Raw genomic sequence first — 25,966 nt, 5'->3', positions numbered from 1 at the left:
AACGAAGGCGGTAACCGCCCTTCGCGAAAGTCGAAAAATGGAGAGTAGACGCGATGAAAATTGTTCTTGCAGCATTGATCAGCCTTGGACTGTGCAGCGCCGCGATGGCCGATGCGACATGCAGCGCGACCGCGAAAGAAAAGAAGCTCGCCGGTGCCGCGCTGAAAAGTTTCATGACGAAATGCACGAAAGACGCGAATACGAAGTGCAGCGCTGACGCGAAAGGCAAAAAACTTCACGGTGCAGCCGAGACGAGCTTCACCAAGAAATGCGTACGCGACGCGACAGGCGCGTGACACGGAACCGCAAAAGCAACTAGCGCGTTCTCGGCTCAAAGAACAGCAGCGGCGTGCTTTGACCCAAGCAAGAGGCGCGCTGCTTTCGAGTGGTCTGCGCAAAAATGAGCGATGTTAGCCCTCAAGTCATCGGCGATATGTCGAAGTCTACCGGATGCGAGCAACAGCAGTCGTGGAAGAAAAAACTGCTATGCTGGTTCACGGAGTTCGCCGGTTGGTCGGCACTTCTTATCGGGTCGGCATCGGCCTTCGTCGTTGCGACGTTATCCGTAATTGTTTGGGCTGCCACCGGCCCGCTTTTTCATTATTCCGATACTTGGCAGCTGATCATAAATACCGGAACGACGTTGGTGACGTTCCTGGCCGTATTTCTCATTCAACACAGCCAGAACAGGGACGGCAAAGCCATACAACTCAAGCTCGACGAACTCATTCGTAGCACGCAGAAGGCGCGCAATCGGCTGATCGACCTTGAGCATTGTACTGATGAAGAGATCGAGCATCTTCAGCAAGAATTTGCTCGGCGCAGAAATTCGTAAGCTTCGCACGATCGCGCACATCCTGGGGCGGCGGAACCGTGGCCTGCACGTGGCGTTCCACGGCAGTGCGGCTGTCGAAACGGAAAGGATGTCGACCATGCAAGCCGAATACAGATTTCTCAACACCACCGAAGTGCCCGGTACGTCTGTCTACGACGGCAGCCATGCCGAGATCGGCGCTGTCGATGACCTCATCGTCGACACCATGTCGGGAAAGGTACGCTATGCGGTATTGAGCTTCGGCGGATTTCTCGGGCTCGGAAAAAGCCAATACGTCATTCCATGGACCGCGCTGAAATGGGACTCGGATCTCGATGGCTATGTGACGGGCATTACCGAAGAGCAGCTTCAGTCGTCCCCCGATCTCGATCCGCTTTCGCTGCGCAATCGCGAGACGGAGACGCGCCTGCATGAAGCCTATGGTGCGCCTGGCTATTGGGAGCTGGAGCCGCGGAGATAAAACCAGGCTCTACAGAAGTCTGATCGCGCAGCCATGAAGAGAGTTCGGGCGCTCTGTCGCAGAGCGAAACTCAACCGCATGGCTGCGCGTTCTTATCATCGATCTTCGCAGGAGAACGATGATGCATCCCGCAATGGCAGTTTGGATTTGGTCGGTCGCCATGCTGCGCGCATGGCAATCATCGATGTGGGAAGGCGGCAATTTAGGTCTGTCGCTGGATACCGCGCCAGCAACGACACAGCCTCGTACGCGTCTCGCAAATTATGATATTCGCCTCGTGCCGGCGAATGATTATCTGCATTTTGAGGTCGCCGAAAAGCCGCTTCCCGATGTCCTCCTGGATCGGCTGGCCGATCTCTATTGGGCGGAACGCGACGCGGAACTCGCGATCTGACGGTGAGCCCTGTCACCCGGAAGGCTTTGGCCTATTACCGGTTGGCTCATCCTTATGGTCGACCTCAGCCAACCGTTTAAGCCGCTGCGTTAGAGCGTCGGGTAGCTCTTGGGCATCATTTGAGAACAATTTTCTCAATCGCACCGCCACCTGACGCTCGAAATGAAACATCCAGTCATCGATATCTCGCACGTGCCCATCCAATCTTTTTTTTAATCCGTGTTTGCATTCGTAACGTGTACGTTGGAATGCTGTTCCTGGTGTTTTGGACGCGCGACGAAGCAAGCGCGCAGAACGGCGCAAACTTCTTGCGCACCTCGATGCTCGGCGTTTGCCTTCGACAAGCATTTTTGCGCTGTTTGAACGAAGCGCCGCTGCGAATTATTCGGTTAACATCATGAAATAGAACGTTACGCAGTCGTCACCCGACCGCCGCATTCCGCTTCGACAACACTCGCAAACGTGCAAAGCGGGGTGCGTGATGGAAAAGGACAAAGCGGCGGAACGGATCGTTCACGGTTTGAATCTCATTCGCGGTGAGGCGGCGCGTCTCGATACCGCCCGGGCGGAGGGCAGGTCGTTCGAGGCGAAGCTCGCTCTTAAGACGATCAAAGACGAGTGCTTCCATCTTCGGCAATTTCTGTACGAGCTTCGCGAGGACGGTCGGCTCGATTGATCGAGCGGGCGAGCTGCACCGCGAAAAAATGCGGCCTGTGCGCTGGCGACGGCTCTCGGCTACGTCGGAGCACCCAATGACGTCGGGTCGAAATCGCTGGTATCCTGCCATCGCAAAGACGCAGCATGACTATAATTTAATGGCCGAAGAGCTACGAAGGGAGTGCAAAGAGCGCCCCAATAAACCTGCTCAGGACCCGATATCGTCCGTTTGCGATAATCCGCGAGTATGATTGCGTGCCTTGTCCATATCGAACAAAGTAGGATCTACGTGCGTTGTGACAATGGCCGTTACGGGTCACGGCGAGAGGTGGTTTCCCATGTCGAAGCAGAAATTCGCGCTGGCCTTGGGCGGTGGAGCCGCACGGGGTTGGGCGCATATCGGTATTTTGCGAGGCTTGGCCGAGGCTGGGCTGGAGCCCGAAATCGTCGTCGGCACATCGATCGGCGCCATTGTCGGTGGTCACTATGCGTCAGGACGCCTCGATACGCTGGAGGAATTTGCCCGAAGCCTTACCCGTCGGCGCGTGTTCAGCTTTCTCGATCTGAGCGTTTCCGGTTCGGGCCTTATCGCGGGGCAACGCCTGTTCGACCGCTTCGACGATCATTTGCGCGGATACAAAATCGAAGACCTGCCCACGCGCTTCGCTGCAATCGCGACCGATCTGTCGTCCGGGCAGGAAGTGTGGTTGCGTCGCGGCAACGTGATCGACGCGGTTCGTGCTTCGTCGGCTATTCCGGGCATCGTGAAGCCGGTCAACATCAATGGCCGTTGGTTGGTCGACGGCTGTCTCGTCAACCCGATTCCGGTCTCGGTGTGCCGCGCACTGGGCGCGCGCGTCGTCATCGGAGTCAACCTGACGACGGAGTTTGGACGCGGGGGCATTTCGATTGGCGACGACGATGACGAGGTTTCAGAGGAGGTCATCGTCGATGAGGCGCCCATCACGCGCTGGAACGGCCGCGGCGCGTTCCAGCTTCTGCACCGTCAGTTGTTCGGGCGCAGCGACGGTGCGCCGGGAATCACCTCGGTTATTCTGAACTCCTTCAGCATTTTCCATGATCGGATCTCTCGCGCGCGGCTGATGGGCGATCCGCCCGATCTACTTGTTGCGCCGAACCTGGCCGACATCGGCGTTCTCGACTTCCACCGCGCTGATGAAATGATCGCGAGCGGTCGGGCGGCGATAGAACCACATATCCCAATGATTGAGAGTTATTTGAACGCTCCGCCTCCGGCGTTGATCAACACCCGGCTTTTTGCCGGTTGAGGCCAGGCCAGCAGCTTTTCAGCATGCATTGAACGGTGAATAGCGCCCCGGGCGTCCGTGTACGGCACATCGTCACGCATGGGAAACCGTTTTAGGCTCGCGCGCGTCTACGTCTCGTGATTTTCTTCGGCCTTGGCTGCGTGGGCTTTCCCAAGAGAGAGCGGGCGTTTGATGACCGTAGTCGCAACCATTCAAGACGTCAGGGATTTCGCTCTCGCCAAGCACGAAGGGCAAGTGCGCAGGCATGACGGCAAGCCCTATATCTCACATTTGGACGGGGTTGCGTCGATCTTGAGAGAGCACGGATACACGGCGCCGGAAGTGATCGCAGCGGCGTTCCTGCACGATACGCTGGAGAAAACCGATACGACGCTCGAAGAGTTGATCGAGAAGTTCGGGATGGTCGTCGCCGAACTCGTCTTTTGGCTGACCGATACGGAGCAGGGAAGCCGCGATGCGCGCGCTTTGGAGGCGGCGTGGCGCCTTTCCCGCGCGCCCTGGAATGCAAAGCTCATCAAGCTGGCTGACATCATCGATAACGGTACAGCCATCATCATGTGCAATCCGGATTTCGGACCGACGTTCCTCGATGAGAAGCGGTTGCAATTGAAAAAGATGGCAGAGGTTGAAAGCAGCAGGCTGCTTCGCCTTCCGCTGTTCCAGAAGGCTGCCATCGTGACGGAATCTGCTTCCCTGTAAAATCCGAACACGGCGCGAATGCAGCGCGTCGGTGCATTCAACTCGCATGCTCGACGTTAGCCTCAGAAACACGCCGACGGTGAACGGCGCCATCGGACATGCTGGCACGTAAGCGCGGCAGCGAGCCCGGCAGTTCCTCCTGCAGAAACGCAATCAACTTCTCTCGAACTTCGCATCTAAGGTCCCACGCCGCAGGCGAAGTGCGTGCGCTGACGAGCGCTCGGAGTTCGACCGTTCCTTCCGTCGCGTCCGTCACCTGCAGATTGACGACCTGCCCGTCCCAGAGCGGCGACGCCTTGGCTATCTCCTTCAGTTTGTCGCGCACGCGACCGACCGGCACGGTGTAATCGGCGTGCACGAGGACCGTCCCGATGATCGATGCATTCTCGCGCGTCCAGTTTTGAAAGGGTTTCTCGATGAAATACGAGAGCGGCACCACCAGGCGCCGCCAATCCCAAAGCTTGATGACGACGAAGGCCGACGTGATCTCTTCGATCCATCCCCATTCACCTTCGACGACAACCGCATCATAGACGCGGATTGGTTGCGTCATGGCGATCTGGACGCCGGCGATGAGGTTGGCGAAAACCGGACGCGCCGCAAGCGCAACGACGAGACCGGCAACGCCGGCGGAGGCAAAGAGGCTGATGCCGTATTGCCGAACCGCTTCGAACGTCATCAATGCGGCGCCGACCGTTACGATGACGATGAGCGTCTCGGCCGCGCGCTGGAGTATGCGAACCTGCGTGTAATGCTTGCGGGCAAGCAGGTTGTCGTCAGCCAGCACGTCGAACCTGCGCAGATAGAAGTCCGCAGCGATCTTCGTTGCGATCAAGGCGACCCAGCCTGCGAGGATGATGAAAGCAAGGCCGAGCGCCCTGCTGAAAAAGGACTGGACACTGTCGCTGAGCGGCGCCACGGGAACGGCAAGCGAAACGATAATGATGATAAGCGCAAGCCTCGTCGCGCCCTTCGTGTTGGTGAAAACCGACCGCAGGTAAGGGTGATTGACGCCGATCCAGCGGCGCATCGTGGCGACCAGTGCGCTATGCAAGACGATAGCGACGGCGATCGCACCGAGCGCCAATCCCACCGGCAAGAGCCAATCCGGCATCGCACCGAAATAAAAAGAAGTAACGGCTTGGAGCATAAATCTCCCGCTGGGCCAATTGCTGCTTTGCAGCGTAACGCCAGGGGGAGGGGAGAGTTTCGTCGTTTAGACGATGACAGGCGGCAGGAGAGGGCCGAGATCCCGTCGCACCCGTGTCGTGCCGGAATGTCGCAGGAACGATCGGCGGCATGGGAGCGTAATCCTGGTACCACGGCCCGCACCTTCCCCCCAGGTGCCGTCCCTCAAGCCGTGGCCAAACCCGCACACCCTGGCTTCCCCCCGGCCAGGGTGTTCTTTTTTTAATGGCTCAGCGGCGCTCCTGCTCAACCAGAGCCAAGCGTTTCAGCGGCTCAGCGATGATGTCGGGCAGAGCCGTGAAATTCCGTTCTGAAGTGAAGAGTTTTCTGAGACGCGGCGCGGCGCGATCCTTGAACTCGACCACCCAGTCGTCGTGTAAGGAACAGGTAACTTGTGCGAACTTGCCCATCGCGATCGTTCCTTCTCCTGCATTCAAATCCAACACGAGAAGAATACGCGAAAAGTGTTTCCAATCATTTGCCTGAAATTCGATTGATTTCAGCCCGGAATATCGAAAACGGCACCGCTGTTAGGAATTCGGTGACGAGCGCCAGTCGCTCTGATAGGACACCCCACTGATCCCGGCCGCGGCGGATGTCACGCCGGAAATCATCGCATTTGAATGGAAGGATAAAACGATGCCAACGATGTCAGACAATCGTCGCCGACGCATTATTGCCCGTCAGCGCAAACTGGAAAACTTGAAGAAGCGGACGGGGAAGATCGCGAAGAAAGAGCGTAACGCCTAACGTGCGCACAACGCGGGGCGGTCGTCGCGCGCTACGGTTGCCACTTGAAAGTTTCGTTGCTTTCAAGAACGGCAGCAAGCCGCGCCACCGCCTCCGCATGTTGATTTAATCTGTCTTCCAGCGCCGCCATCATGTTGGACTTCACGGTTTGCGGCCATCGCCGCGCATGAATGAGGTTGAGCTCGATTGAGAGCTCGGTGATAATCTCATTGTGCCAATAAAGCGCGTCCTCGACGGTATAAGCGTCCAGCGCATTTTCCACGCAGATTTCCAGATATTCACTAGCTTTCATCATGTTCGCATCCGGCTCGTCGGAACGCAGGTTTGAAGACGTGTCGCGAAAGAAACCGCGCCGCAAGCGAAGCGCATGCAAAAGCGCGCCGCCCTTTATGTGGTCGACCAGCTTGCGGATCAGCCAAGAAGGATGGGTGCTGCCAAATGCGGGCAGGGAATGATTGCCGTCCGCCGCCATCACTGAGCCCTCCCTGAACATATTCTACGCCATGTGAGCGTTTCTCTTGGGCGATCCTTCGCCGTTCGAACGACGCGCCATCGCCGGCTTTTGTTCCATTCTTCGCGGAAGAATTTGGCTTATTTCCAACGAGCTGGCGAAAGATCGATGCGAAGATCGGCTGGCGCTGCAACTTTCCCCCGGCCCGCAGGTAATAAGAACGATGTGTGGCGTTTTACGTCCGTATCGTGAGTTCCAGAGACTATCTGTCTTCACAAACACCGCTCCGCGGATTCTCGATAGTCGTTGGAGTTCGGTCTTGTGCCGGTCCACCCTCCCGGCGCGTGGGCTTCGTCGAGCGGAGCCGTAAAAAGCCTCGGTTTTTGCCTCAGGCGAAGCCGAGGCTTTTTATTTTTGAACGCAGGCAATTGCGGAACCTCTCAATTCCGAGAGGCGTTGAAGGCGCACAACGACAGGAGGTTAGTTATGAATTGGGATCGTATCGAAGGTAACTGGAAGCAGTTCAGTGGTAAGGTCAAAGAGAAGTGGGGACAATTGACCGACGATGATCTTGCCCAGGTGAACGGCAATCGCGAGCAGCTCGAAGGCATTCTCCAGAAGCGCTATGGCTATGCAAAAGACCAAGCCAAGCAGGAACTCGATCGCTGGTCGGATTCGCTGTGACGCCGATATTAGCAGTCTTGTAATGGAAAGGCCCAAATTTTGGGCCTTTCTTTTTGGCTTCGGCGTTTAGAATGGGAGCACAGACGATTCTGCGTCGGGGGACATCAGGCATGACCGAAACGTTTTACGCCGAAATTCTCACGCGTTCCGAGCAAGATCGCGCCAACGGACGGCTGGAAATCTCGCTGTGCAATGCGGCCGGGGACTGTCAGACGATTTCACTCAGTACCGATGCGGTCGCCGCTCTTGCATCGCTCATTGCTGACGCACGGCAACCGAGCGCCGCACTGACCAAAATCCCGGATAATTTTGCAGTCGGTCACGGTCGCCACGAACCGGTCGTCATGTTGCGCTTCGAGGATGACCCGGCCTACGGCCTGACGGCCGAACAAGCGTTTGGCCTTGGCGAAGCGCTACTGGAAGAGGCCGAGACTGTCGCTACAAAGATGAAATACGCGGTGCGCCAGTAGACAGCGTACATTCATCAGGCATGCCGGGCGGCAAGCTTCCGCGCGCTTTTCAAATCATGCACGAAATCGGCGTAGGCCGTCTCTTTCTCATGATGATCCCGAATGCGCAGGATCGACGACGGATGCACGGTGATGAAGCCAGCCCTCGTCCCGAACTCTGCCGGTCCGCGTGAGCGCCCGATGACCACGGGCGCACCGGCCAGCGCATAAGCGGCAGTCCCGCCAAGCGCTACGACGAGATGCGGGTGGACGAAGTCCAACTCCTTCATCAGCCACCAGCGATAGTGCTTCACTTCTCCCATCGTTGGCTTTTCGTGAAGACGTCGCTTGCCGCGTTGCTGAAACTTGAAGTGCTTTACCGCATTCGTGACGTAAGATTGCGCGCGATCTATTCCGGCTTCACGGAGTGCTTTATCGAGCAGCTTGCCTGCCGGTCCGACGAACGGATGGCCTTCGAGATCTTCCTGGTCGCCCGGCTGTTCACCGACGAACGCAAGCGCTGCTCCAATCGGCCCCTCGCCGAAGACCGCACGCGTTCCACCCTCGACCATTGGGCCAGCGGCCGCCATATCTTCGTTGAGTTCGGCGAGAGTGCGAGGCTCGTTCCCGACCGAAGACGCAAAGAGATCGCCGGTCGAGGGACTAGGCGAAGCGCGCTTGTGCACGGATGGTTTGGAAGCTTCCTTCGGCATGGCGTGCTCAACGCGCAAATGAAAGGTGAGTTTAGTCCATCACGCGCCAACGGGCGATTGGTTCCCATCAATTGAAATGGGCGCCGGAACGTGGGGTTCCGGCGCCCTCGTCTGAGGCAAGTCAGGGAGCACTGCCAACCTCAGTCGTGGAAGGTCTCCCCATGGAGAGCGAGGTCGAGGCCTTCGGCCTCTTCGGCTTCGCTCACCCTCAAGCCAATCGTGTACTTGATGAGGAGAAGAATGATGAGGCTGACAACACCCGACCAGACCAGCGTCATGGCAACGCCCTCAACCTGCAGCATCATCTGACCGGGATTGCCGTCGAGCAGCCCCGATTTGCCCGCGCCGCCGACCGACTGCACGGCGTAGACGCCGGTCAGGATCGCGCCGAGGATGCCGCCGAGGCCGTGAACGCCCCAAACGTCGAGGGCATCGTCATATCCGAACATATGCTTGAAGCCGGTCACGCCCCAGTAGCAGACGACGCCCGCCGCAAGACCGATTATGAAAGCGCCGTTGACCGAGACGAAGCCGCAAGCCGGCGTGATCGCTACGAGGCCGGCGATGGCGCCGGAAATGGCGCCGAGCAGGCTCGGTTTGCCTTTGACGATCCATTCGAGCAGCGTCCACGACACGAGCGCGGCGGCCGTTGCGAGATGCGTGTTGATCATCGTGATGCCGGTCGAAGCGCCGGCGCTCAGCACCGAGCCGACGTTGAAGCCGAACCAGCCGACCCACAGCAGCGAGCCGCCGACCATCGTCAGCGCCAGGTTGTGCGGCGCCATCTGAACGGTGCCGTAGCCCTTGCGCTTTCCGATCACGATCGCCGCGACGAGGCCCGCGATGGCCGAGTTGATGTGGACAACGGTGCCGCCCGCGAAGTCGAGGACCCCGGCGCCGCCGAGATAGCCGCCCGGTCCCCAGACCATGTGGGCAATCGGCACGTAAGCAAAGAGCAGCCAGAGCGACACGAAAATCATCGCGGCCGAGAACTTCATGCGGTCAGCCGGACCGCCCAAGGCGATGACTGGCGTGATGATCGCAAACGTGCCCTGGAACATGATGAAGAGAAATTCGGGGATGGTCGGTGCTGCCGGAGCCGGAGTATCCGGCGCAATGCCAGCGAGCATGACCTTCGAAAAACCGCCGAAGAACGCGTTGCCTTCCGTGAAGGCCAGCGAATAGCCGACGACGCACCAGATCACCGAAAGGATACCGGCTGCGAACGTGCACTGCATCAGAATGGCGAGGGCGTTTTTCTTGCGAACCATGCCGCCGTAGAAGAGCGCGAGGCCGGGAACGAGCATTGCCAGCACCAATACGGACGACGTCAGCATCCATGCGGTGTCGCCCGAGTTGATGGCCGGCGGCGGGGCGGCAGCCTGTGCGAGAGCGGCCACTGAAGACGCAAAGAGCGCTGCGGCGCCGAGAGCCGACGCTCTCAACGACGCCCGAATTCTTGAATGCATTATATATTCCCCCGAAATAGGTCACGATCGTCGACTGCCACTCGATCGGCAGGCGCAATCGGCTGCGTTCTCAGAGGGCACAAATATTTATCGCAAGGAATGTGCCAGTAGGCCGACGCAATAAAATGGGAACACGGAACTTGCGAAGCCTGAGGCGCTTGCTCGTCGGTTGGGCAGTAGGAAAGTTTTTGGGCAGAGTGCTAAAGCTGCCGTGCCGAAACGTAGCCCGTCATGCCTGAGTAGCAGGAGCGGTGGCGTCAGCCCGGCGGCGAAATCGGCCAGTCGGCTTCGACGTATTTCCGGAACCAGGCGCTGAAACACTGCGGGACCGCCGCGATCTGCTCTCGAATCGCATCGGGGGTCGACCAGCTATAGCCATCGCATTCGATCGGGTCCGGAGCGATGACGCCGTCGTAGATCCCGCGAAAGACATGGACGAACTCATGTTCGACGAGGCCTGCGTCGAGTTCCGCCCGGTACGTAAAGGTTCCGATTGCCGTCAGCGGGCAGATGATCCGCATTTCTTCGTTGAGGCGCCGCGCAGCGGCTTCCGACGACGTTTCGCCGGGACGAGGATGGCCGCAGCACGTGTTCGTCCACAGACCACCCGAATGATATTTGTCGATCTGGCGCCGCTGCAATAGCAGGCGGCCTTTCCGGTCCCAAATCATCACCGAAAACGCCCGGTGCAGGCTGCCCTGCCGGTGCGCATCGAGCTTTTCAGCGATACCTGTTGGATTGTCCTCGCTATCGACAAGGACGACTTCTTCTCGAAGCATGGTCGCGGTTCCCCCAGCCGGCCCATTAGCACATCACCCAGCCGGGAGGATAGCGCCCGCTCATTGAGGCGAAATGGCGTCGGGCGCGCCCAGGCCCTAACTCAGCGACGGAAAAATCCCATCATGCGGGTGAAGTTGCGCATGATTTCATCGGCGGGTCGATCAAAGACTTCCAGTGGAATGCGGATGTGGTTGGGCGCTGGCATGGCCCAGGGCAACCGCATCAGGAAACGGTAATAAGGCCGCTTGCGCCAGTCGGCTAGCAGCGCGCGGTTCAGCGGTTCATCGAGAATGATATGCAGTTCGTTGACCTCCGCTCCTCTGAGATTGAGCGAGACCAGATCGAGTTGTTTGATCGAGCGCCAGGCGATGATGCCGAGGCCCTCGGCGAAGATGCCGTATTGGCTGGCGCCGATCCGCGGCCTGCCCGTTTCGAGGAGCGGAAAATTATAATAGGCATATCCCAGCGTGATGAGCGCCAGCGCAAACAGCACGCTGATGCCATGGACGATACCGAGCGTCGCTAGGACGACACCGATTAGCCCGACGACATAGACCGGAAATTGAATTTCTTCCCGTTCATAGGCCACCGTATAGCCGTGCATGTCGTTTTGGCCCACGGGCACACGGTCTTGCATGTCGACTTCCGCTGCGGCAGTCCGTGGGAGGAACAGTGCCACGAACATGGCCCGTCGTTAAGCCCCCGCTGTGCTCGCCAGCGATGAGACATGCCAATAATTCAGGCACTCGATCGGGGGGCGGGGCGGACGCCGTCGCTCATGATGATGACAATCCAATCGCTGTCATGCTCCCGTGCCTCGTGGTACCTTAGCTGAGGTGCGATGAAGAAAGAGGTCACGTCAGCAGCAAGGGGGCGTCGATATGATCCTGGGAATGGATTCGCTTACATTCGTGCACGTCGTATTGAGCTTGATTGGCATTGCCACGGGCCTAATCGTATTCTTAGGCTTCGTTGCCGACGCTGAAATGCCCACCTTGACCGCCGTTTTTCTCGTGACGACCGTTTTGACGAGCGTGACCGGATTTGCCTTTCCATTCTCCAAGCTGCTGCCGTCGCATATCGTCGGCATCATCTCACTGGTCGTGCTGGCCGCCGCCCTCTACGCCCTGTATGTCGCGCGGCTGTCCGGCTCCTGGCGATGGATTTACGTCGTGACAGCGTCGGGCGCACTCTATCTCAACGTCTTCGTTCTCATCGTACAGCTTTTTCAGAAAGTCCCAGCCCTTCACGCCGTCGCGCCGACGCAGTCTGAAACGCCGTTCGTTGCTGCACAGGGGCTGACGCTCGCAATCTTTATCGCTCTCGGCTTCCTCGCCGTTCGCCGGTTTCACGCGGCAAGCGCGCCATCCGGAGGCAAATTGCGATCGGCGGCGTGACCCATCGGTTACGCAGGGATGGCGTTATGCCCGCGAACGCGCGAAAGTGTTGCGATGCCCTTGATGCACCAGTAGCCTCGAGATAAAGGGCCTCGTTTCATCTGCAGGAAACGCGAACGCTGATGCGCCGCTACTTGAATTTTCTGATCGGCCTTGCGTTCGCGGTGCGCAGTCTTTTGCCTGTGGGCTTTATGCTTGCCGCTTCACCGGACGCTGAAGGCATGCCCCAGATCGTCATTTGTACCGGGCATGGACCGCAAAACTGGGTCCTGGATGAGAAGGGCGTGCCCCGTCCAGCCAAGACCTCACCGGACAACAAGAATGCCTGCCCGTACGCGGCTGCAGGCGCCGTAGCGGCCGATCACCACGCGCCGCAAATCCTCGCGCATACGGTTCGCTATGCAGCGGTCACGTATTCAATCACGGCGCAAATATTCCGAACGACGCCAAAGCCTGGCGCGCAATCCGCGCGCGGACCCCCAACCACTCTGATCTGAGTTCTTCCGATTTTTTTGTCGAGTTGCGTCGCTGCGGTATCTCGACCGCCTGCGTATGCGCGTTCGTAAGTCTGATATCAGAGTGGAATTTTCGTTATGCAAATCTTCAAGCCTCGCACCAGCGCGGCTCCGATACGCATTGGCATGGCAGCCGCGTCGACGGTGCTGTCATGCTTTGCCGCAGCGCCATGCGCACACGCTCAGGATGCGAATCCGGCGTCGTCCGTCCAGCTTCCCGACGTCAACATCGAGCAACTTAAATCGCAAAAAGTGCAGCAAGCAGCTGAGAAGCCAAAACCAAAGCGCATCGCCCAACAGAAGGTGACCGCGAAAGCACCTCAACCTTTGCCTGCGGCCGCGCCGACGTCGACCGACCAATTCGCCGGAACATTGCAGGCTGGCTCAGGTGCAAGCCCATTCATCGGCAATCCGGGCACACCCTCAGCCAATGTGGCCGCTGTGCCGGGAGCCTCCGGCGCAGGTGCTCAAACTGCGACCTCGGTAAGCATGAAGTATTACGAGGACACACCCGTGTTCTCCGTCGACGATATTCTTGACGACGTTCCTGGCGTTTCGCTGAAGCAGGGCAACGGTCCCCGAGACATGGGTATTTCCATCCGCGGATCGAACGCCAGAAATGGTTTCGGGATACGCAATATCGTTGTCCTCGATGACGGATTTCCGGTTACGCAGCCGGATGGCCTTTCCCGCAGCGACCTCATCGATCCGCACGCCTACGCAGGTGTCGATGTCTGGCGCGGCCCGTCGTCGGCCCTCTTCGGTAACTACGCGACCGGAGGCGCCATCAATTTTCGAACCTATCCGGGCGGCGTGATCGACGGCGTCGAATACGGCCTGGACGTCGGCAGCTTCAATTACCTCAACAATTACGTTATCGGCGGCAAGAAGGGTGACAACTGGGAAGCCTCCGTCTTTACCAGCGACGTTCGCGGCGACGGCTACTTCGGTTACAGCGGCTTCAATACTCAGACCGTCAATGCGTTGATGACCTATCAACCGTCCTCGACCGACAAGTTCACCTTCAAATTCATCAACAACAACGTGGACACGGAATTGCCGTTTCGCACGTCGTTGCAGCAGTTCAATCAGAACCCGTTTCAGAAGGGCTGCCAAACGGCGGCGACAGCCGCCGACGGCTGCGCAACGAATAAGTTCTCCGCGACCGGCAATACCAGTTCTGGTGTCCCGCAAACCGCCGAGCAGGCAGGCGCCGGACGGGATGACCGCCGCACGATTGGCGGCTTCCGCTGGGACCATGCTTTCGATGCGGCAACGGCGTTACAGACGCAAGTTGTGGTCGACGATCGCAACATCAACCAGCCGACCGGTACGACGAGCGCCGTCGGCGATTATCTCTCCTACAACGTCATTTCCGGCGTGACGCACCGTTCGACCGTCGCCGGCCTGCCCACGCTGGGCTACCTCGGAGCGTTCTGGAACTACCTGCCCGTCGATGGCAAAACGTTCAACATCGCGCCGGGTGGCGGCGCACAGCGCGGCCTGTTGCAATCGGAGCAGACCGGTTCGACGATGAACGTCGGCGCGCGTGCCCGCCAGGAAGTGAAGCTGACAGATGATTTTTCCGTTGTCGCGGGCGCAACCGTGGAACGAACATCGCTCGATGGTTCTCAGATTGGCTACGTCTACAATACTGACGGAACGATCAAGAAAACGAACTTCGTTTCAGCCGATCGCGACTTGACGAACGTCGCGCCCGAATTGGGCGTCGTCTACGCGCCAACCCGCGAATGGCAATGGCGGGCACGCGTCGGAACAGGCTACGGCACACCGCAGTTTTCGAACCTCTTTGTCACGCCCGAAGGACTGCCAGGCAACAACACTGAGCTGAAATCGCAGACCAACGTTGGCTTCGATGTCGGCGCAGATTGGACGCCGGCACCGGGCGTTGTGCTCAGCGTCACGGGCTTCTACGAATTCTTCCGGAATGAACTTGTTTCTCAGTCGCCGGGGCCAGGACTTCCCAACTTCTCATTTAACGCACCGGCTTCGGAACATCGCGGCATAGAAGCGTCAGCGAACATCGCGCTGGGGCATGGCTTCAAGCTGACGGCGTCGTATACGTTCGACGACCAGATCTATACCGACTATGCCGAGCGCCTTTCCGGCGCGACGGCGGCCGTCAGCCGCGACGGTAATAAAATCCCCGGCGTCGCACCGAACGAGGTGTCAACGCGCCTGAGTTACGATGTGCCGGCCGGCGCATTCAAAGGCGTCGGTGCGTATGCCGAATACGAATGGCACGACAGCTTCTTCATGGAGAACGCCAACCTCTTGAAGGCACCTGGGTACGACTTGGTAAATCTCAACGTTCACTACAACAAAGATCTCAGCGGTGGTCCGATCAAGTCGCTGATGGCCTACTTCGAAGTCCAGAACGTGTTCAACGAAACCTATATCGCTTCGGCAAATAACATCACCGATCGCGTGGGGGCGGGAGCAGACGATCTGGCCGCTATATCCGGCTCGATCTACGCCGGCGCACCGCGCACGTACTATGGCGGCATTAAGCTGAAGTTTTGACGCTACGCCTCCGGATGATCCTGGGCGAGGCCTCACAATCCGAATGCCGCCGCGGACGCGCGCCGCGACGGCGTACCTTCCTATGTCGATGCTTCACCTGGATGTGACGCGAATCGCCTCCGCGCGTCTGCGCAATCGCAGGTCGAACTTGCCAGCAGTCGTTTTGACGCAGATCATAATTCTCATTTCGATTCGTGCGCGTGCTGAACGGGAGAGAAAAAATGGATCCCACCTTAATGGCATTGATTATCTGGCTCTTGATCGGCGCCGCGGCCGGTTGGCTGGCAGGGCAGATCATGAGTGGCGGCGGATTCGGATTGCTCGGTGATATCGTCGTCGGAATCATCGGCGCGGTTATTGCCGGTTGGTTGTTTCCGTTTCTCGGTCTCCGGCTGGGTGGCGGCGTTCTCGGCGAGATCATCGCAGCCGCCATCGGCGCTATCATTCTGCTCTTTGTCTTGCGGCTCGTGAAACGAGCGTAGCGAAGGGAACTCACCACGACACCGCGGGCCGCTCGTCACTCGGGGGAGACAACGGGCGGCCCTGCCCGTTAAACATTGAAGCCGCGATTGCAGTACCTCGGCTGGGACTGGCTGACAGGCGCGGCTGCAGCCGCAGCATCTGCGAGCCAGGCATGCACATTTTTGAAAAATAAGAAAATCCTTCGTCCGAAAATAATCATGATTTAGGGTCAAGGTCGCCGCTTGCGCTCACGGCACCCGACGCATCACGAATGCCAGCGTCGCGGCCCTGAAGTGAAAAATGGCAGTCTTTAAAACGCCAGTCGGATTGCTTCCCCAGTGACCAAATACAACAGCATGCGCAGGGCTCCGGTTTCCTGTTTTATCATTTCGAAAAACGAAGCCGACCGGATTGGCCGCACCATTCGCTCGGTCCGGCCGTGGGTGGACGAGGTTGTTGTCGTCGATAGCGAGAGCACCGATGACACCGTCAGCGTTGCGCTTGCGGAGGGCGCCCGCGTGATCACGCAGCGTTGGCTCGGCTTTGGCGGTCAAAAACGCTTTGCCGAGGAGCAGTGCCGCAACGATTGGGTTTTCAATGTCGATGCCGACGAGGTCGTCACGCCTGCATTGGAGCGTGAGATCCTTGACGTCTTCACCGGCGGCGATCCGAAATTCGTGGCGTACGGCATGCCGCTGCAAATGGTCTATCCGTCGGCCTCCAAGCCTCGTCTGTTCGCGCGCGATCATTGGTACGTGCGTCTTTACGATCGCCGCTTCGTGCGCTTTCGCCAATCCAACATTCACGATGCCGTCGTGACTGACGACTACCCGGTCGGCCAATTGCGGGCGCCGATGCATCATTATTCGATGCGCTCGTTCCCTGACATGAAGCGCAAGTTGAATGACCGCACCTGGCTTCTCGTTGAGAACTCCGATGTGACTACAACTGGATCGGTCTCGCTTCGGTTGTTTACGGAGCTGCCGATGAATTTCTTCAAGTACTACATTGTTCGCCGTCACTGCATGGGCGGCTTTACCGGTCTCCGGTACGCTTCAATTCAGGCTTGGTACCGCTTCCTGAAAATCTATCGGATCTGGGGCGAGGCGGGTCACAAGACCAGACGGATGCCAGCGCCGGAAGCGCCCGCGGCCTGAATTTCCGCTGTGAGCAGCCATCCCAGCGACGGCGGCGCACGGAACGACCATCGACCAATAAGAAGTCTTCCACCCCGCCGCCAATTGCGGTTATAGAACAGCCGCGCACGGTCCCGTAGCTCAGTTGGATAGAGCATCTGCCTTCTAAGCAGAGGGTCGCAGGTTCAAGTCCTGCCGGGATCGCCAAATAATTTCAATATGTTACGCGTCTTTTTCAGACCTCTGTGTCTCACTTTTTTCAGGCTGTGTCTCACTTTCATGTTCTCGCGGCGTTCCGGCGGGACGCTCAAGCTTTGCCATCGCCGACGCCGCCAGTTTCTTCTGGCGGGCGCGCCGCGTGTATTTGCGGACCATCGCGGTCGTCGAATGCCCGGTAACGGCCATGATCTCCGCGTCGGTTGCGTCGCTTTCCGCAAGCTCGGTTGCCGTCTTGTGGCGCAGCCCGTGGAAATTCAGATGTTGCAGGCCGATGCCGTCGAGGTGCGCGCGAAACTGCTTTGAGAACGCGCTTTCATCCCATTGGCCCTTCGGACCCGGCACCAACAGCCCGACCTCGATCGACAGCGCGTCGAGGTACTTTTTCAACTCCGAATGGCAAGCGATCACCAGGACGTCGGCGTCCTTCGCCTTTTTCGTCTTGCCTTGGAGAATGCTTATCGCCGCGCCGTCGTATTGGTCGCGCGTCATCTTGAGAATGTCGCCGCGCCGTTGTGTGGTCCAGCGGCCGAGCATATAGGCCGTCATCATCCATTGCGGCGGCTTCGATTCCTCGAATTTCTTTGCCTCGTCGTCGCTCCAAGGCAGATAGCTTTCCTCATCATTCAACTTTTTCACGCCAGCGGCGGGGTTTTTAAAGACGACCTCGCGATCGATGCCGAACGTAAAAAGCCGGCTAGCGACCTGAATGAACTGGTCGGCCGTCCGATAGCCCCGAGCGGAAATCTTGTCGCGAAGTTTCAAGATCTGCGCCCGGCCGATATCCTTGGCGGCGAACGGGCCGAGCGAAGACAGCCGATCAAGCTGAAACCGATAATAGACCTTCGATTTTTCGCCGAGCTTGGCGAACTCCGGACTTTCTTTGAAATCGCGAATAAGCGCGGCCAGCGTCCCTGCGCGAACGGTAACGGCGCCGGCCGTCGGTTCGCGCTCGATGTTGGCCTTTAGTTGCCCGTAGCGGATATGGAACTCTGCGCTGTCCGGATCATCGGGCAGACGCTGGAACGTGCCCTGATAGCGGAAATAATAATTCCACCGGCCCTTGCGGTCCTTTCGTCTCCAAACATACCTGGGCAGCTTAGATGACGGCATTCTCGATCGCTTCGTCCATCGCCGCGGCGTTCGAGATGTGAACGCCCTCGCTCATCTCTCCAATGAGGCCCGAAATCCGATCGAGCGCCCGATCGAGCGCGCGCCGATCCCATATGAGCCGGTCCGCTTTGTGCGGTAGCGCGGCAGGGTATCGGCCCGCATCAACCTCGGCAAGAAACGACTTCGGCGAAAGGTTTACATAAGCCGCCGCCTCGTCGAGCGAGAGGCCGCGCGGGATGATGCCCGCGGCGGCTAGCTTTTCACGTGCGGAGCCCTTGGAGCGGCGTTTCAATGCAGCTTGTGTCATGCCCGGCTGACCTCGATTGCGTGGGTGATCGACCATTGGCCGTCAGCGCGGGGCACGGCCTCTTTGAGCAGCCACGGAACGAGCGTTCCGGCCCAATCGTTGAGCGAAATCCATCCGCCCGACGCTATCGCGTTAATGTCGAAAATGCCGATGCCGCGCTGGGCGGTGCGGTGCGACGCGACCCAATGCGTCATGCGATAGCGCGCGCCGATCGGCACGCCGTCCAGCATCCACGGACCATGCCATTGAATGCGGGCGAGGCCGTACTGCGGCCATGCCAGCGGCGGCTTCATGTAGAAATAACCGCGGCCGATGCGGTCGAGAACTTCGCGCATCAGGGTCGGGTTCATGTAGCGCTTGGCTTCGAAGTCGCCCAGGTGCGGCCGGACCTCGTCGAGTGTCATACCCATGATCGCGGCGATCGCGCCGGGTCCGCAGTTTGCGCCCCAATCGTCCGAGGCGCGCTGCGCGTCGTCGGCGGTGAAACGAAGTTTCGGCATGCCGGTCAATCCTCGCGAAATGTCAGAAGTAGGGGCGGCTTGTTCTCAATCGCGCGCCGTTTTGGACGCTTCACTTCCGCAGCGGCTGCTTTGTCGGCCGCGGCCTGCTCGCGTTTGATTTCGGCAAGCCCGTCCAGAAGCGCGCTGAGACGGTAAGTATCGCGCACAACGATTTCGATTTTCAGGACCGCAACGGTGCTGTCCTTCGTCACCGAGGAAAAGCCTTTCAGCCGCGCGTCTTTGTCGTCCCAATAGATCGAGCGGAAGGTCATGACTGCCGAGCCCCCATCCGGAACAGGGCCTTCTGACGCTCGACGTGCGTGCGCCGGGCGGCAATGTCAGGATCTTCGACTGGGGGCAACTTAGGCGGACCGCTGACAAAGCGACGTTTCGACAAGCCCGCTTCGCTGCTGACGATGCGGGCATAGCCGAGCGTTGTCCCCGCCAGTCGGGCGCATTTGTCGATTGAAAGGCCGCGGGACAGCGAACGGACAATGCGCGCTTTCTTCGAAGTCGCTCCGATCATATCCAAACCTCTACGATTTTGGGGTCATCTTCCGGAAAGCGGGGCATGCAAAAGAGGCCTTCAGGAAGTCCGTCGCGGACCTCCTGAAGCTTCGCGCCTTTGACGGTTTCAAGCGACGGCCCGAAGATGCCCGGACCGTGAACGAACAGGCGGGCAATGAAGCCGTTCGGATAATCCGTTGGCCGCTCGTATATGGTCCAAATCGGCTGTAGACCTGCGCGGAGCGTAAGGTGGTGAGCTTCGGTGGCTGGGTTCATGGCTTCGCCTCAAGCCACTTCGCGAGCAGCCACAGCGTCTCGAAGGCGACGCCGGCGATCGCGAAGATGATCAGCGGACCGACTGCGCCGCTGATCATTCGACGAATGCGCTGGGCGCACGGCGTTATTCCTCGTTTCGCCATCAAAGCTACTCCGCAGCGACAGCGATCTTCACCGCGCCGAGCGCGTAGCTCGGATGGCGAAGCTCGGGCGGAAGCCAGCCGCATTTGATGGCGAGATCCGCGGCGGCCGATGCGAGTTCGGATTTCTTCATGCCAGCCAGAACGTCTTCCGGCGCAATGCCGTCACCGAAGCCGCCTTCGCGCATTTCGTCGATGGCATCGAGAACAAGCGCCTTTTTGATACGCGTGAAGTAGTCGGAGGCGTTGAAGTACCGGCGCGCCTCGGCGGTGAAGATCGCGCCGTCCAGAGCCGCGATCAGCGCCTTATCGTTCGCGTTCGGAGCGGCGCTGCCGAAGCTCCGCAAGTCCAGCGCATCAGCGACAAGACAGGCAAGATTTCGGAGAAGGTCCTCGTTCGTGGCCGCACTGAACGCCGCGAAAGTGTCGGAGAACTTCGCAATCTGGGCCGCCGAAAGCGGCCGGGCGTGTTCCGGCCAACCGTTGGCCGATAGCTTGACCGGATTTCCGGTAAAGCCGCCACGGCAGACGAGAGACGTAACGGCCGCGCGCAAGGCCAAATCAGGCTGGCGCTGCATCGTGGCCGACGCAACGAGCGTAAGCGTTTCGGTGAGTGTCCGCATCAGCGTGGCGGATATGCCTGCGCCGTCGGACTCGTCGTCGTTAGCTTCAGCGGCGGCGCTGGGAGCGTCGTCATCGCCGCCGAAATCTTCGCCGTCTTCGTCATCGCTTTCGTAGGCGTCGAGCGCCTTTTGAGCGCAGCCGGCGGGCGAGATCATGCCGGCGTTGACGTGAAACTCTCCGCTGCTCAGGATTTCGACGATGCAGCCGGACGCTGCCTTTTCATCGGCCGACCAAATCGAGGGATCGAAAGCGGCAGCAATATCGAAGGGGTCGTCGGGCGGCATGTCCTTGACGTTGTCCCAGCTTTCCCAGCCGTAACCGAACTTTTGCTGAACCTCGCTCTCGGGCATCGCGAAGGCCCAACCGTCCGCCAGCAACTCGGCGCATTTCGCGGCCGCCTTGTCGTCGACGAGCTTTTGAGCCAGCGGCACGTCGTCGACGTATTTCTGGTCGTCAAACAGATCGTCGCTGATCTTGCCGCCGGCTGCGAGGTAAGCATCAAGCCCGATGACCTTGATCGGAAAGCAGGCAGCGAGCGCGATACGCTGATCCGAAAGCGCATGCGTGACCTGATGCACGCCGAAGCGATAGCCGCCGTGATCCTTGCGAAGCTTCTCGCAAATTGCTTCCTGAACCTCGACGTTGCCGTGTCGCGCGAAAGCTTTCGCGACGTCGGGGCTGATCTTGTCTTTCTTCCACGCGTCGCGGATCGACGGCGCGAGGCGACCGAGCGCCAGGTGCTGCTTGACGATCCGCTCGCCGATGCCGAACCGAGCGGCGATCTCCGCTTCCGATTTTCCCTGACTAACAAGGCGATCAAACACGATGTGCTGGTCGACCGGGTGCATGGGCAGGCGCACGGTGTTCGCCATTAGCGACGTCTCAAGCGCCTCAGTGTCGTCGTCATCGCGTTCAAGAACCGGCACGCCCTCGGTGCGCTTCATTGCTCCGTCCTTGACAAGCTTCTGCAGCGCCATGAAGCGCCGCCGCCCGTCGATAACTTCGAACTTGCCGCCGTCGCCTGCTCGCACCGCGAGCGGCTGAATAAGACCCTTCGCCGCAATCGACGCCGCGAGTTCGTCGATGCCTTCCTTGCTTTTTGCGCGCGCGTTGATCTCGTCGGATGCCGTCAACTTCGAGAACGGCACCATCTTTAACTCGCTCATATCAACCCCTCTTTTTGTGCCAGCCAATCCGGCAGCTTCACCCGCTCGGGCCGCCCTCTCTGTGGCCCGTCGATACGCTCAACAAATTTTTGCGCGACCCAATGCCAGTGCTCTTTTTCGAGGATTTCGCCGGTGGACTCGTCGACGTATTCGCGCGTTGCGCCCTGATAGAGCGCGATGCCTCTTGCCGACGTGGCGCGAACGATGACGGTGACGATTGCCATTAGTGCTCCGTGAGCGTGCCTTTGGGTGTTGCGTAGATCGCGACCTTGAGGGCGCGTTTTGCGATCGACAGCGCGGCATCGTTTTCGTGTCCACGCTTTGCTGCGACCGCGACGAACCGCTGAATGCCAAGGCCGACGCCATTCCCGAGAGCATCGCCGAGCGACGCGGGCGGCGTGCCTTTGGTGATTTCGTTTTGGAGCCACGCCTCGATCGCGTCGGCCAGCAATTCGTGTGGTTTCATGGAGCCGGACCCTCTCCCGCGAGACGGTCGGAGGGGGGCACTCCAACTAATCCGCCGCTGCCTTCTGAGCCCGGCTCCATGAATTCGAATTGTTCCTCGCGCTCGCGCACTTCGACGGCGCGCGCGTCCAGTTCCTTCGCGATGCTTTGCGCGACGGGATCGCTTTCGAGCGTGCGACGTGCCTCGATCGCATTGCGGAGCGCGGAACGGATCTCGGTTTCGTATTCCGCGAACAAGCGGAGTGTGTCGCGGATCGCCCGCATCACGTCATAGCCGACCTGGGCTTCCGCCTCGGTCATCTTCCCGCGCTTCACTTGGCCCGGATAAACTCGGTGCCGCATCGCCAGTTCGCGATGGGCCTCGTCGGCCTGAATGCGCAGCGGAACTATGGCGCGCGGCGTCTCGCTCATCGTCCGCCCGCCTTTGGTTTGACGATGGCCCATGCGTGTTGCACGCTCGCGCGTGCCGAGCGCGCGGCGCGGCTGATGTAAGAAACCTTCGACGTTTCCGCATGCCGAAGCGCTGTGTCGGCTTCCTCAAGCGCCTGCTGGATCGTGCGCATATCCCGACCGTCCAGGGTGACGGACGGGAGGTCCGTACCGCGAACGAAGGCCTCGAAGGCATCGGCGCTGGTATCGCGCCGCGTCATGCCGGCACCTTCGTGGTGCGCGTGGCAGCAACGGCTTTCGGCGCGTTCGGGTCGAACGCCAACTCAAGCGACAGATCCTCGCCTTCAAGAACGCGGAACGCGATCGCCTGCGCGAGATCGGAGGCGCTATCGCCCTTGGTGCGGATCGCTTTGCAAACAGCGGCGAGCGCTTCGAATAACGGCAACGAAATCTGGTAGTGCTCGATGCCGATTTCCTCGGCGAGCATCACGCGCTTGCGGTCGGTGAAACCCCGCTGCCAGCGGCGCGTCGTGTAACGCTGAAACGGTTCCCGACGATCGGCCGCTATCGCGCCCGCCGCCATTTCCTCTCGTGCTCTGATTTCTTCCATTGCCCGCCCTCGGGAGAACGCATGCACTCACGAGATCGGATTATTCCTAATTGGCCTAGTTTGACAAGAAAAAATGCCAAGGTGGGAAATTTGCGCGAAACATTGCGCGTCACGGGGCGTCACAATGCGCCTAGGTGCGTCGCACCGGCGTGGTCCGAGGCGGAAAAATGCGGGAAAGATGCCTTAGTCGACGACGATGTGTGCCCGAATGACGCCGCGGATAGCAGCATCTCCTTCGCGCACGTTTAGCGGCAACTCGTTGATACCGCTTGAATTTGTCACAAGCAGGCAGGGTGGAAGAAACTGTCGAACCACGACGATGGATTTCCCGTCGATTGATGGCAGGTCGGCAAGGACCTTCTCCAAACCCTTTAGCGAGGCAATCGCCTCGGCTGATGTATCGACGAACGCGATTGCGCGCTCAGGAAGTCCGATCAGGTCGAGCCGAGGTTGGATTATGCGCCACCGCTCACCCTGTATTTTTGGAGAGAGAGGAACAAGTTCGGTGTCCTCGTACGGCTCTGCATCGCCAAAAAAATCAGTTCCGGCAATATCTTCCCCTGCTTCCAATCCGAGAAGATAGCCTAGATCTTCGTATTGCAGACCGCGAGCGATCTGCTTCGCCATCGTTATTGATAGGCCGCGGACGCCGGTTTCGATGCGTCCTAAATGTGTATGCGAAATGCCAATCCGTTCCGCTGCCTGCATCAGCGTTAACTTCTTGGATTTCCTGATTTCTCGTACGCGATTATGCACCATGAGCCCATTTTGGCTTTGGCGCTCATAATCCGAAACGGACAGACAGGAAAATAAACAGCTTGACCAATTTTCCCTAATTGGAAGAAAATGTGGAAAAATGGATTCGCTGATGAAGCTCCGTCGTTGGATGACAAGGGAAAAAGTAACTTACATGGCTATGTCCGATCGCATCGGACGCAGTCATAGCGTTGTGCAAAGGTACTGCACCGGCGAGCGTATTCCTGGTCGCGACGCGATGGTGAAAATCTACGTCGTCACCAACGGCGAGGTTCAGCCGAACGACTTCTACGACCTGCCAACGCTGGCGGTGAATGCGCCGGCGACGTCGTCGGTCAATGGTGCGGCGGAGGCGCTGGATCATGTTTAGGCGCAGCAACCGCCGCGAAGGCGAACGCTTAATCAAAGTCCTGCGCGACGGAATGCGAGCCGGTGAAGATGCAGTTAGGCGGGCGGCTTCTGAGGCAGCCCGCGAAGTATCTCGTTCAGATGGGCAAGTTTGTATTCGCTGCCGGCGCCAAGATTTTCAATCAGTCGCTCAATCGCGTCGCGAACAACTCCGGTTGGGATGGCTCCTTGGTATTCGAGCGTTGCGACGAGTGTTTGGAATGCGAGGTTCTGGGCAATCAGGGCTTCGGTGAAAACTTCATTGGGTGTCGGCATGGGATCTCCTTTTCGCCCCCCAGGCCTAGCCCGATTCCTCGGCGATCCAGCCGCCGGGTGTTGTTGCGTTAGTTGCTTTGCGTCCTTGCCACGGTCGTTTCCTTCTCGATCGCGCCGCCGCGTATTTACACCACGCGGCGGCGCTGGGGAGGGAAAGGGGAAAGAATGCTCGAACAACGCGACATTGATGATCAACGGGGCACGCGCATCTTAGCGCGCGTTTCCGTTCAGCCGGGCGACGGCATCGTTGGCGAAGGCCATACGAGCATCTGCGTTGGCGTCGACGTTTCGCTCCGTGCACCAGCGCAGGAATGCGTCCGGATCGAGATCGACCCTGTGAATGATCCAGCCTTGCGCGCGGAAGTGCTTCTCGCTGGTCTCGGCCTGTTTCAGCCACTTGTGGAAGTTGCGCGGCAAGACGTCGGCGTCGGCCATGACGGCGAGGACGCGGGGATAGTTCTCCTTGCTGTACCAGCAGATACCGGCAGTGCGTTTGATCATTCTCTGTCTCCGGACGTTCCGGGGGCTTCTAGCGCGATTCCAGATCGCGGCGACGTTTCGAAAGGGGCAATCGATGCTTGAGCTATTCACGCAAGTCAGCTTTGCCGGTGTCACGCTCGCGGGGTTCGGGCAGATCCTTCTGCGGCGCTTCCCGGCGAAGCTCAAGGCCACAGCCGCGCCCGCTCCGCACATCGAGCCCGTGCTGACGCCGCCTCGGATGCCGGAAGAGGCCCAGAAAGCTGACGCGCCTGCCGCTGACCGGGACGATTGGACGACCGAAATTCCCGCACGCTTCGCGCTGCGGCCGGTGCATCTGCGCAAGAGCGGCATTGCCGACGAGAAAATCATGGAGCGGTTTATCGCTTGGATGATCTCGCAAGGTTATTCCGGATGGCATACGTCCTCCGGTGCTTACGACGTCTTCAAGGACTTCGCTTGGGAAGAACGCTACGAGGAACTTAGCCGAGGCACGTTCCTGTCATTGCTCACCGTTGAACTCGGAGTCGAGAAGCGGCGCGCCTACATCGACAAAAACGATACGTTCCGGCATCTGCGCGCCGCGGCGCGCTCGCAAGGGCGAGCCACCATATATCGCATCCCGACCGCCGAAGAATTGGCCGCCGCGAAGCACAAACGGGCGCTGAAGGATGCCGAGGCCCGTCATCGGATGCGCATGCCCAAGGCGCGGTTAGACGGTGGCGTCCGGCCACATCCACAGCGGACGCGAGCAAACGAAATAGAGCCGCAGAACAAGGGCTTGGGCGTGGATGCGCCTGTCTTTGACGTGGCCGCTTAAGGAATGTTGCGTACCGCTCGCCGAGGGGGCTCGGCGGGCGGATTTTTAGTTTCGGGGTGAGTTC

General features: G+C 59.3%; 39 protein-coding genes and 1 tRNA gene. 17 read left to right on the top strand and 23 right to left on the bottom strand.

Annotated features, from left to right (window positions below; all coding sequences use genetic code 11):
• Positions 1-53: 53 nt before the first annotated feature.
• The 7 genes from ACLB1Z_RS13165 (at position 54) to ACLB1Z_RS13135 (ending at position 4,334) form a co-directional block, all read left to right on the top strand.
• Positions 54-296: a PsiF family protein gene (locus ACLB1Z_RS13165; protein ID WP_409560271.1), complete on the top strand. Its 243-nt coding sequence runs from the start codon at positions 54-56 to the stop codon at positions 294-296.
• Between the two features lie 104 nt (positions 297-400).
• On the top strand, positions 401-835 hold the full coding sequence (locus ACLB1Z_RS13160; RefSeq protein ID WP_409560270.1) for a low affinity iron permease family protein: 435 nt from the start codon (positions 401-403) through the stop codon (positions 833-835).
• Complete coding sequence (locus ACLB1Z_RS13155) at positions 783-1,295, top strand: PRC-barrel domain-containing protein (RefSeq protein WP_409560269.1); 513 nt, start codon at positions 783-785, stop codon at positions 1,293-1,295. Before ACLB1Z_RS13160 ends, ACLB1Z_RS13155 begins: the two co-directional genes overlap by 53 nt.
• Positions 1,296-1,428: 133 nt before the next feature.
• Complete coding sequence (locus ACLB1Z_RS13150) at positions 1,429-1,689, top strand: hypothetical protein (RefSeq protein ID WP_409560268.1); 261 nt, start codon at positions 1,429-1,431, stop codon at positions 1,687-1,689.
• A gap of 481 nt (positions 1,690-2,170) precedes the next feature.
• Complete coding sequence (locus tag ACLB1Z_RS13145; RefSeq protein WP_409560267.1) at positions 2,171-2,365, top strand: hypothetical protein; 195 nt, start codon at positions 2,171-2,173, stop codon at positions 2,363-2,365.
• Between the two features lie 319 nt (positions 2,366-2,684).
• Entirely contained in the window at positions 2,685-3,635 is a 951-nt protein-coding gene (locus ACLB1Z_RS13140; RefSeq protein WP_409560266.1) for a patatin-like phospholipase family protein, read from the top strand.
• Positions 3,636-3,806: 171 nt separating this feature from the next.
• On the top strand, positions 3,807-4,334 hold the full coding sequence (locus ACLB1Z_RS13135) for an HD domain-containing protein (protein WP_409560265.1): 528 nt from the start codon (positions 3,807-3,809) through the stop codon (positions 4,332-4,334).
• Between the two features lie 37 nt (positions 4,335-4,371).
• On the opposite strand, the gene ACLB1Z_RS13130 is transcribed toward ACLB1Z_RS13135, so the two are convergent.
• From ACLB1Z_RS13130 to ACLB1Z_RS13120, 3 genes are all read right to left on the bottom strand, one after another.
• On the bottom strand, positions 4,372-5,484 hold the full coding sequence (locus tag ACLB1Z_RS13130; protein ID WP_409560264.1) for a mechanosensitive ion channel family protein: 1,113 nt from the start codon (positions 5,482-5,484) through the stop codon (positions 4,372-4,374).
• Between the two features lie 268 nt (positions 5,485-5,752).
• Entirely contained in the window at positions 5,753-5,932 is a 180-nt protein-coding gene (locus ACLB1Z_RS13125; protein WP_409560263.1) for a hypothetical protein, read from the bottom strand.
• Between the two features lie 371 nt (positions 5,933-6,303).
• Positions 6,304-6,744, bottom strand: a complete 441-nt coding sequence (locus ACLB1Z_RS13120; protein ID WP_409560262.1) for a hypothetical protein — start codon at positions 6,742-6,744, stop codon at positions 6,304-6,306.
• Positions 6,745-7,209: 465 nt separating this feature from the next.
• Here ACLB1Z_RS13120 and ACLB1Z_RS13115 point away from each other — a divergent pair, with 465 nt between their 5' ends.
• Positions 7,210-7,407 carry a CsbD family protein gene (locus ACLB1Z_RS13115; protein ID WP_013948074.1) on the top strand — a complete coding sequence of 66 codons (198 nt, stop codon included), beginning with the start codon at positions 7,210-7,212 and terminating at the stop codon, positions 7,405-7,407.
• A gap of 110 nt (positions 7,408-7,517) precedes the next feature.
• Entirely contained in the window at positions 7,518-7,877 is a 360-nt protein-coding gene (locus ACLB1Z_RS13110) for a hypothetical protein (protein ID WP_409560261.1), read from the top strand.
• Between the two features lie 14 nt (positions 7,878-7,891).
• On the opposite strand, the gene ACLB1Z_RS13105 is transcribed toward ACLB1Z_RS13110, so the two are convergent.
• The 4 genes from ACLB1Z_RS13105 to ACLB1Z_RS13090 all read right to left on the bottom strand — a co-directional run bounded on the left by ACLB1Z_RS13105 (position 7,892) and on the right by ACLB1Z_RS13090 (position 11,455).
• Positions 7,892-8,569, bottom strand: coding sequence for a UdgX family uracil-DNA binding protein (locus tag ACLB1Z_RS13105; RefSeq protein ID WP_409560260.1), 678 nt, complete (start codon positions 8,567-8,569; stop codon positions 7,892-7,894).
• A 140-nt stretch (positions 8,570-8,709) separates the two neighbouring features.
• Positions 8,710-10,038: an ammonium transporter gene (locus ACLB1Z_RS13100; RefSeq protein ID WP_409560259.1), complete on the bottom strand. Its 1,329-nt coding sequence runs from the start codon at positions 10,036-10,038 to the stop codon at positions 8,710-8,712.
• Between the two features lie 257 nt (positions 10,039-10,295).
• On the bottom strand, positions 10,296-10,817 hold the full coding sequence (gene idi / locus ACLB1Z_RS13095) for an isopentenyl-diphosphate Delta-isomerase (RefSeq protein ID WP_409560258.1): 522 nt from the start codon (positions 10,815-10,817) through the stop codon (positions 10,296-10,298).
• A gap of 101 nt (positions 10,818-10,918) precedes the next feature.
• A complete protein-coding gene (locus tag ACLB1Z_RS13090; protein WP_409560257.1) occupies positions 10,919-11,455 on the bottom strand; it encodes a hypothetical protein in 537 nt (178 codons plus the stop codon).
• A gap of 244 nt (positions 11,456-11,699) precedes the next feature.
• On the opposite strand from ACLB1Z_RS13090, the gene ACLB1Z_RS13085 reads away from it, so the two are divergent.
• From ACLB1Z_RS13085 to ACLB1Z_RS13060, 6 genes are all read left to right on the top strand, one after another.
• Entirely contained in the window at positions 11,700-12,215 is a 516-nt protein-coding gene (locus tag ACLB1Z_RS13085) for a hypothetical protein (protein WP_409560256.1), read from the top strand.
• 122 nt (positions 12,216-12,337) lie between these two features.
• The gene (locus ACLB1Z_RS13080) at positions 12,338-12,712 is read left to right on the top strand and encodes a DUF2946 family protein (protein ID WP_409560255.1); all 375 of its coding nucleotides are present in this window, start codon (positions 12,338-12,340) and stop codon (positions 12,710-12,712) included.
• 144 nt (positions 12,713-12,856) lie between these two features.
• The gene (locus ACLB1Z_RS13075; protein ID WP_409560254.1) at positions 12,857-15,274 is read left to right on the top strand and encodes a TonB-dependent receptor family protein; all 2,418 of its coding nucleotides are present in this window, start codon (positions 12,857-12,859) and stop codon (positions 15,272-15,274) included.
• 221 nt (positions 15,275-15,495) lie between these two features.
• Positions 15,496-15,756 carry a GlsB/YeaQ/YmgE family stress response membrane protein gene (locus ACLB1Z_RS13070; RefSeq protein ID WP_409560253.1) on the top strand — a complete coding sequence of 87 codons (261 nt, stop codon included), beginning with the start codon at positions 15,496-15,498 and terminating at the stop codon, positions 15,754-15,756.
• A gap of 336 nt (positions 15,757-16,092) precedes the next feature.
• Positions 16,093-16,893 carry a glycosyltransferase family 2 protein gene (locus tag ACLB1Z_RS13065; RefSeq protein WP_409560252.1) on the top strand — a complete coding sequence of 267 codons (801 nt, stop codon included), beginning with the start codon at positions 16,093-16,095 and terminating at the stop codon, positions 16,891-16,893.
• Positions 16,894-17,002: 109 nt separating this feature from the next.
• Positions 17,003-17,079 (top strand) — tRNA-Arg (locus ACLB1Z_RS13060).
• Positions 17,080-17,094: 15 nt separating this feature from the next.
• Here ACLB1Z_RS13060 and ACLB1Z_RS13055 read toward each other — a convergent pair.
• From ACLB1Z_RS13055 to ACLB1Z_RS12990, 14 genes are all read right to left on the bottom strand, one after another.
• Positions 17,095-18,201, bottom strand: coding sequence for a tyrosine-type recombinase/integrase (locus tag ACLB1Z_RS13055; RefSeq protein WP_409560251.1), 1,107 nt, complete (start codon positions 18,199-18,201; stop codon positions 17,095-17,097).
• Positions 18,188-18,508, bottom strand: coding sequence for a hypothetical protein (locus tag ACLB1Z_RS13050; protein ID WP_409560250.1), 321 nt, complete (start codon positions 18,506-18,508; stop codon positions 18,188-18,190). The genes ACLB1Z_RS13055 and ACLB1Z_RS13050 overlap by 14 nt, the downstream gene beginning before the upstream one ends.
• On the bottom strand, positions 18,505-19,008 hold the full coding sequence (locus tag ACLB1Z_RS13045; protein WP_409560249.1) for a hypothetical protein: 504 nt from the start codon (positions 19,006-19,008) through the stop codon (positions 18,505-18,507). The genes ACLB1Z_RS13050 and ACLB1Z_RS13045 overlap by 4 nt, the downstream gene beginning before the upstream one ends.
• Positions 19,009-19,013: 5 nt before the next feature.
• Entirely contained in the window at positions 19,014-19,280 is a 267-nt protein-coding gene (locus ACLB1Z_RS13040; protein ID WP_024276022.1) for a hypothetical protein, read from the bottom strand.
• A complete protein-coding gene (locus ACLB1Z_RS13035) occupies positions 19,277-19,534 on the bottom strand; it encodes a hypothetical protein (RefSeq protein ID WP_024276021.1) in 258 nt (85 codons plus the stop codon). The genes ACLB1Z_RS13040 and ACLB1Z_RS13035 overlap by 4 nt, the downstream gene beginning before the upstream one ends.
• A complete protein-coding gene (locus tag ACLB1Z_RS13030) occupies positions 19,531-19,791 on the bottom strand; it encodes a hypothetical protein (RefSeq protein ID WP_409560248.1) in 261 nt (86 codons plus the stop codon). Before ACLB1Z_RS13030 ends, ACLB1Z_RS13035 begins: the two co-directional genes overlap by 4 nt.
• Positions 19,788-19,934: a hypothetical protein gene (locus tag ACLB1Z_RS13025; RefSeq protein WP_409560247.1), complete on the bottom strand. Its 147-nt coding sequence runs from the start codon at positions 19,932-19,934 to the stop codon at positions 19,788-19,790. The genes ACLB1Z_RS13030 and ACLB1Z_RS13025 overlap by 4 nt, the downstream gene beginning before the upstream one ends.
• Positions 19,935-19,939: 5 nt before the next feature.
• Positions 19,940-21,721, bottom strand: coding sequence for a ParB/RepB/Spo0J family partition protein (locus tag ACLB1Z_RS13020; RefSeq protein ID WP_409560246.1), 1,782 nt, complete (start codon positions 21,719-21,721; stop codon positions 19,940-19,942).
• Positions 21,718-21,945, bottom strand: coding sequence for a hypothetical protein (locus ACLB1Z_RS13015; RefSeq protein WP_409560245.1), 228 nt, complete (start codon positions 21,943-21,945; stop codon positions 21,718-21,720). Before ACLB1Z_RS13015 ends, ACLB1Z_RS13020 begins: the two co-directional genes overlap by 4 nt.
• Positions 21,945-22,187, bottom strand: a complete 243-nt coding sequence (locus tag ACLB1Z_RS13010; protein WP_024276017.1) for a hypothetical protein — start codon at positions 22,185-22,187, stop codon at positions 21,945-21,947. The genes ACLB1Z_RS13015 and ACLB1Z_RS13010 overlap by 1 nt, the downstream gene beginning before the upstream one ends.
• Positions 22,184-22,597, bottom strand: coding sequence for a hypothetical protein (locus ACLB1Z_RS13005; RefSeq protein ID WP_409560244.1), 414 nt, complete (start codon positions 22,595-22,597; stop codon positions 22,184-22,186). The genes ACLB1Z_RS13010 and ACLB1Z_RS13005 overlap by 4 nt, the downstream gene beginning before the upstream one ends.
• Complete coding sequence (locus ACLB1Z_RS13000; RefSeq protein ID WP_409560243.1) at positions 22,594-22,836, bottom strand: hypothetical protein; 243 nt, start codon at positions 22,834-22,836, stop codon at positions 22,594-22,596. The genes ACLB1Z_RS13005 and ACLB1Z_RS13000 overlap by 4 nt, the downstream gene beginning before the upstream one ends.
• Positions 22,833-23,186, bottom strand: a complete 354-nt coding sequence (locus tag ACLB1Z_RS12995; protein ID WP_155831236.1) for a hypothetical protein — start codon at positions 23,184-23,186, stop codon at positions 22,833-22,835. Before ACLB1Z_RS12995 ends, ACLB1Z_RS13000 begins: the two co-directional genes overlap by 4 nt.
• 183 nt (positions 23,187-23,369) lie before the next feature.
• Complete coding sequence (locus tag ACLB1Z_RS12990) at positions 23,370-23,945, bottom strand: helix-turn-helix domain-containing protein (protein WP_409560242.1); 576 nt, start codon at positions 23,943-23,945, stop codon at positions 23,370-23,372.
• A gap of 97 nt (positions 23,946-24,042) precedes the next feature.
• Between ACLB1Z_RS12990 and ACLB1Z_RS12985 the strand changes: the two genes are divergently transcribed.
• Positions 24,043-24,312 (top strand): helix-turn-helix domain-containing protein, encoded by a 270-nt coding sequence (locus ACLB1Z_RS12985; protein ID WP_409560241.1) that lies wholly within the window; start codon positions 24,043-24,045, stop codon positions 24,310-24,312.
• 74 nt (positions 24,313-24,386) lie between these two features.
• Here ACLB1Z_RS12985 and ACLB1Z_RS12980 read toward each other — a convergent pair whose 3' ends face one another.
• On the bottom strand, positions 24,387-24,605 hold the full coding sequence (locus tag ACLB1Z_RS12980; RefSeq protein ID WP_409560240.1) for a hypothetical protein: 219 nt from the start codon (positions 24,603-24,605) through the stop codon (positions 24,387-24,389).
• A 210-nt stretch (positions 24,606-24,815) separates the two neighbouring features.
• Positions 24,816-25,106, bottom strand: a complete 291-nt coding sequence (locus ACLB1Z_RS12975) for a hypothetical protein (protein WP_409560239.1) — start codon at positions 25,104-25,106, stop codon at positions 24,816-24,818.
• A 73-nt stretch (positions 25,107-25,179) separates the two neighbouring features.
• Here ACLB1Z_RS12975 and ACLB1Z_RS12970 point away from each other — a divergent pair, with 73 nt between their 5' ends.
• The gene (locus tag ACLB1Z_RS12970; protein ID WP_409560238.1) at positions 25,180-25,902 is read left to right on the top strand and encodes a hypothetical protein; all 723 of its coding nucleotides are present in this window, start codon (positions 25,180-25,182) and stop codon (positions 25,900-25,902) included.
• Positions 25,903-25,966 lie beyond the last annotated feature (64 nt).

The organism is Hyphomicrobium sp. MC8b (genome assembly GCF_905067615.1).
Lineage (GTDB): Bacteria > Pseudomonadota > Alphaproteobacteria > Rhizobiales > Hyphomicrobiaceae > Hyphomicrobium_B.
Note: the sequence above shows the minus strand (reverse complement) of the source record. Positions and strands in the feature narration are given on the sequence as shown.